5 protein-coding genes are annotated in these 4,759 nt (G+C 43.0%); 3 read left to right on the forward strand and 2 right to left on the reverse strand.

Features of this window, described 5'->3' with window-relative positions; all coding sequences use genetic code 11:
- Both CXF78_RS10375 and CXF78_RS10380 read right to left on the reverse strand, forming a co-directional pair.
- Positions 1-298, reverse strand: a 298-nt coding sequence (locus tag CXF78_RS10375) for a transglycosylase domain-containing protein (RefSeq protein WP_180957106.1), incomplete at its 3' end; no start/stop codon positions are given.
- A 156-nt stretch (positions 299-454) separates the two neighbouring features.
- On the reverse strand, positions 455-1,096 hold the full coding sequence (locus CXF78_RS10380) for a DsbA family protein (RefSeq protein ID WP_102036728.1): 642 nt from the start codon (positions 1,094-1,096) through the stop codon (positions 455-457).
- A 236-nt stretch (positions 1,097-1,332) separates the two neighbouring features.
- Here CXF78_RS10380 and CXF78_RS10385 point away from each other — a divergent pair, with 236 nt between their 5' ends.
- The 3 genes from CXF78_RS10385 to CXF78_RS10395 all read left to right on the forward strand — a co-directional run.
- Positions 1,333-2,607: a glycerophosphodiester phosphodiesterase family protein gene (locus tag CXF78_RS10385; RefSeq protein ID WP_102036729.1), complete on the forward strand. Its 1,275-nt coding sequence runs from the start codon at positions 1,333-1,335 to the stop codon at positions 2,605-2,607.
- A gap of 331 nt (positions 2,608-2,938) precedes the next feature.
- Positions 2,939-3,892, forward strand: coding sequence for a TAXI family TRAP transporter solute-binding subunit (locus tag CXF78_RS10390; RefSeq protein ID WP_011638983.1), 954 nt, complete (start codon positions 2,939-2,941; stop codon positions 3,890-3,892).
- Between the two features lie 203 nt (positions 3,893-4,095).
- Positions 4,096-4,759, forward strand: a 664-nt coding sequence (locus CXF78_RS10395) for a TRAP transporter large permease subunit (protein ID WP_145991416.1), incomplete at its 3' end; no start/stop codon positions are given.

A 4,759-nucleotide genomic window follows, 5' to 3' on the forward strand; every position in this document is an offset into this window, starting at 1 on the left:
GGCTCGGAGATGTGTATAAGAGACCAGGGTTAAGGGCTTTAGTGATGGAGTTGATATCGACCCCGAAGTGTTCGGGAAACAACTGATCTTCTGCGGCTACTACTGCTAATGGCATGTGCGCAGGCAGCTCATCAATACTTACCCAGTGCTGACTAACCGGATAATCGCTTTGCAGCATAAATGACGTTGTCGGTGGTGGTACAAATCTTAGTACCAATAGTAATAGCGCCAGTAGTAGCAAAAAGCGCCACATGACAAACCATGTCCAACCGAAAAAACCTCGTTTACGATCTGTCATTCACTGCCTCATGTTATGTTTAACTAGCCTGTATGGGCTTTGTTATTTTGGACGTGCAGAGTATAGGATATTGGGCATTAAGGCCAAAGGCTAATCAACCTCGTACATGCTTTATATCTTAAGTGACGTTGCGCAGAGTCATCCCTAAAGCACTAATCAACTCGGTTGGGGTGTTAACAAGATTGTTTGTATGTCTGCCAAACTGGTTTGCCATTGATGATAATCAAGCCTAATAGGGTAGGCGTTGTTATCGAGCATAAGCACTAATGAGGGGAATCCTTGAATGGGAAGTTGGCGAGCAAAATTGATTTCTTTGAGCAATTTATCTTCTGTTTCATCAGCGTTTAATTGCTCTGTGAACAAGTCTGCAGGGATCCCTAATTGAGTCGCAATCGATACTAAAGTATCAACATCAGATGGGTTGCGTGCATTAAGATAATAAGCCTGTTGGATAGCGTTGATCATCTGTTGCTCAAGCCCATATTGGCGAGCAATTATGCTGGCTCTGCATGCTGGATACGTTGAACGCCTTGGTTGGCAGAGCTGCCAAAAGTCGTGATTAAATTCTGTACCTAATTGTTGGTTAATCTTATGCCAGGTTTGTTGTAGCATTTGCTGCATGGGGTGTGGCATTGGTTCTGCTGAGTCGGGCGCTAAACCACCGACTAGATAGTGTAGACTCAATTGCTGGCCAAACTGCTGTTGTAGTTGAACTTGCAGAGCATCCCATGTGGGGCGGTATCCCCAACACCAACTGCACATTGGATCGTGAACATAATAAAGGGTTGTGTTTGCCATTGTGGACCTCATCGTTAGCCGTTAACTCACTATCGTTTATTTGCTTGTCTATATACCGTTACCGCAGTTAGGGTCATGTTTTATATTATTCAATCGGTCGATAAAACAGTAGAAACTAAGGTTGTCATAATAATTCGATAATTCAGTCATATTCATTGCGTAAGCTGTTACAGATGATGAAATTTTTAGTAAACCATTACAACTGACATTACAGCATTACAACATGGAGCAATAAGATGACAAGGAAAAAAAGTGTAACACTGGGTATCATTTCGGTTTTAACCAGCATGTTATGGATTTCGGGGTGTAACAGTAACGATAATAATGACACCACTGCAGAAGTGGATAAAAGTGTTAGCGCCCAAGTGGGCCCGAGGCCGCTATTTTTAGTCGGTCAAATGCAAGACAGTGAGTTAAAAGATCAATTAGCGCAATGTGCTTCAAATTCATTTTACCGTACAGACTTTTCTATTGGCCACCGCGGTGCGTCAATGCAGTTTCCTGAACATACCAAAGAAGCCTATCAAGCAGCCATCGATTCGGGCGCAGGTATTGTGGAATGTGACGTGACGTTTACCGCAGATAAAGAGTTAGTTTGCCGTCATTCGCAGTGTGACTTAGCCACTACCACCAATATTCTGGCTATCCCAGCCCTAGCTAATAAATGTTCAGTGCCATTTTCACCAGCTGATGCCGTCAATGGCGTGAGTGCAACGGCAACCTGTTGTACCAGTGATATCAGCTTAGCTGAATTTAAAACCTTAAAAGGCAAAATGGACGGCTTTAACCCTAATGCCACCACAGTTGAAGAGTTTATGGATGGCACGCCAAATTGGCGCACCGACTTATATGCAGGTAATGGCACGTTAATGACTCACGCTGAAAGTATTGCCTTGTTCAAAGCTGCTGGAGTAAAGATGACTCCCGAGCTTAAGTCGGCCAGTGTCAGCATGCCGTATGATGGTTTTACTCAACAAGACTACGCCCAAAAAATGTTAGATGAATATGCCGCAGCAGGCGTTGATGCATCGCAAGTGTTTCCACAATCGTTTAATTTAGACGATGTAAAATATTGGATAGCCAATGCGCCTGAATTTGCCGATCAAGCGGTATACCTTGACGATCGTTATGATCTGAGTGGTTTTGATCCACAGAACAGTGCCACATGGTCACCGAGTATGGACACTCTAGCAGCAGACGGGGTCAAGATTATTGCACCGCCATTATGGATGCTGGTTACCGTGGGAGACAATAACGCGATAGTGCCATCTGAATATGCCAAAGCAGCAAGTGCCGCTGGGTTGAAGATTATTGCTTGGTCATTAGAGCGGTCTGGGCCACTGAGTCAAGGCGGCGGTGGTTGGTATTATCAGAGTATTGCTGACGTGATAGATAACGAAGGTGATACTTTTGAGCTGTTAGATGTACTGGCAAAAGATGTCGGAGTAATGGGTGTGTTTTCTGACTGGCCTGCCACAGTGACATATTATGCTAACTGTATGAATATGTAAGATTAACTGTATTTCAGCCTTTCATTTAATGAGGGCGAACAGAATAGACTAAAAAGGTGCCGACATTGTTGGCACCTTTTTATTTCAATTAACTATACTCGTTGATGGCAGAGTATTTATTGCTTACTGCTCAGACTGCCCTAGAGCAAGTTGGTGATGAGAAATGCTAATGTTGCTATTGGTTTAATATCGAAGTAACTGAAATCACGGAATAAAGGCGATTTATAATGATGTTATTAGCCTTTAGTCTATATAGATTGCACTGGATGTCAGTGGTAGTGTAACTACACAATAATACTCATAACAATATAAAAAATAAGGATATTGCAGGATGAAATTAACCAAACGTTTTTGCATGATTGGCGCGGCTGCAGCGCTATCTATTAGTACGGCTGTTATGGCCGCGCCGACATTTATCAATATTCTCACCGGTGGCACCAGTGGCGTTTACTATCCTATCGGTGTGGCTTTATCTCAACTTTACAGCAATGGCATTGAGGGATCTAAAACCTCTGTTCAAGCGACTAAAGCGTCGGTTGAAAACCTCAATTTACTACAAGCTGGACGTGGTGAATTAGCGCTTGCTCTAGGTGATTCAGTATCGGCAGCGTGGGAAGGTGATCAGGAAGCCGGTTTTAAAGCGCCGCTTAAAAAATTACGCGTTATTGCGGCAACCTATTCTAACTATATTCAAATTGTCGCCAATAAAGATGCTGGTATTAATAGCCTTGCAGATTTAAAAGGTAAACGTATTTCTGTTGGGGCGCCAAAATCAGGTACTGAACTTAACGCGCGTGCCATATTTGCAGCAGCAGGACTCAGTTACGACGATATGGGTAAAGTTGAGTTTTTACCTTATGCCGAATCTGTTGAGCTGATTAAAAACCGCCAATTGGATGCAACTTTACAATCGTCTGGTTTAGGTATGGCAGCCATTCGTGATTTAGCCGCAACAATGGATATCAACTTTGTGGCTATCCCTGCGGATGTTGTCGCTAAAATTAATAATCCTGCTTATCAAGTTGGGGTGATTACGGCTAATACTTATGAAGGCCAAACAGAAGATGTGAGTACAGTTGCGATACAAAATTTATTAGTAAGTCACAGCAAGGTGTCTGATGAGATTGCTTATCAAATGACTAAGCTGATGTTTGAAAACCTAGACCGTTTAGGTACTGCTCACTCAGCTGCGAAGGCGATCAGTTTAGCCACAGCGGCAAAAGATCTGCCTATCCCACTACACCCAGGTGCAGAACGCTATTACAAAGAAGTGAATGCGCTATAAGTAATAGTATTAAGTTAACAGCGCTTGTTTGGTAAACCCAGCAAGCGCTTGTTTATTTCTGTCTTTCAACCATATTTGCTAACTTCCGTTTTAGATCAAGAGTGACTGATTGAGTCAACGTCATTGTTAATTGACTCATTTTTCTGAGCTGAGGTTATTAGTTGTAGTAAGTGTCGAGGCATACCATGAGCGATCCAACCCAAATTAACGAACCAGAGCAAGGCTTAAGTGCCGATACTCGCAACTGGCCAAAAGCCTTGTTTGCAGTAGCATTGATTTTTTCTATTTTCCAAATTACCACCGCGGCATTTCATCCAGTTTCGACACAAGTATTACGCGCCGTACACGTGGGCTTTTTATTATTAGTGGTGTTTATTAGCTACCCAGGTATAGGCAAGAGTCAGCCATGGCAACCTTTGGCATGGATACTCGGTTTAGCGGGTATGGCCACCGCGGTTTATCAATGGGTGTTCGAAGCAGACTTAATTCAACGTTCTGGTGACTTAACCCAAAATGACATGATTATTGGCGTGGTGTTAGTCGCTTTAGTATTTGAAGCAGCAAGACGAGTGATGGGAATAGCCCTGCCGATTATTTGCGGTATTTTTTTGGCCTATGGTTTATTTGGCGAGTATTTACCCGGTGAGTTGATGCATCGAGGTTATGGTTTCGACCAAATAGTTAACCAGTTGGCCTTTGGTACTGAAGGCTTATATGGCACGCCAACTTATGTATCAGCGACCTATATTTTCTTGTTTATTTTGTTTGGTGCCTTTTTAGAACAAGCAGGCATGATCCGCTTATTTACCGACTTTGCTATGGGCTTATTTGGTCATAAAGTGGGTGGGCCTGCAAAAGTGTCGGTGG

This window comes from Shewanella sp. 11B5 (genome assembly GCF_002836795.1).
GTDB lineage: Bacteria > Pseudomonadota > Gammaproteobacteria > Enterobacterales > Shewanellaceae > Shewanella > Shewanella frigidimarina.

Coding starts and splice junctions, on each gene's coding strand:
- CXF78_RS10385 (WP_102036729.1), top strand. CDS start 1,333: ATGACAAGGAAAAAAAGTGTAACACTGGGTATCATTTCGGTTTTAACC.
- CXF78_RS10390 (WP_011638983.1), top strand. CDS start 2,939: ATGAAATTAACCAAACGTTTTTGCATGATTGGCGCGGCTGCAGCGCTA.
- CXF78_RS10380 (WP_102036728.1), bottom strand. CDS start 1,096: ATGGCAAACACAACCCTTTATTATGTTCACGATCCAATGTGCAGTTGG.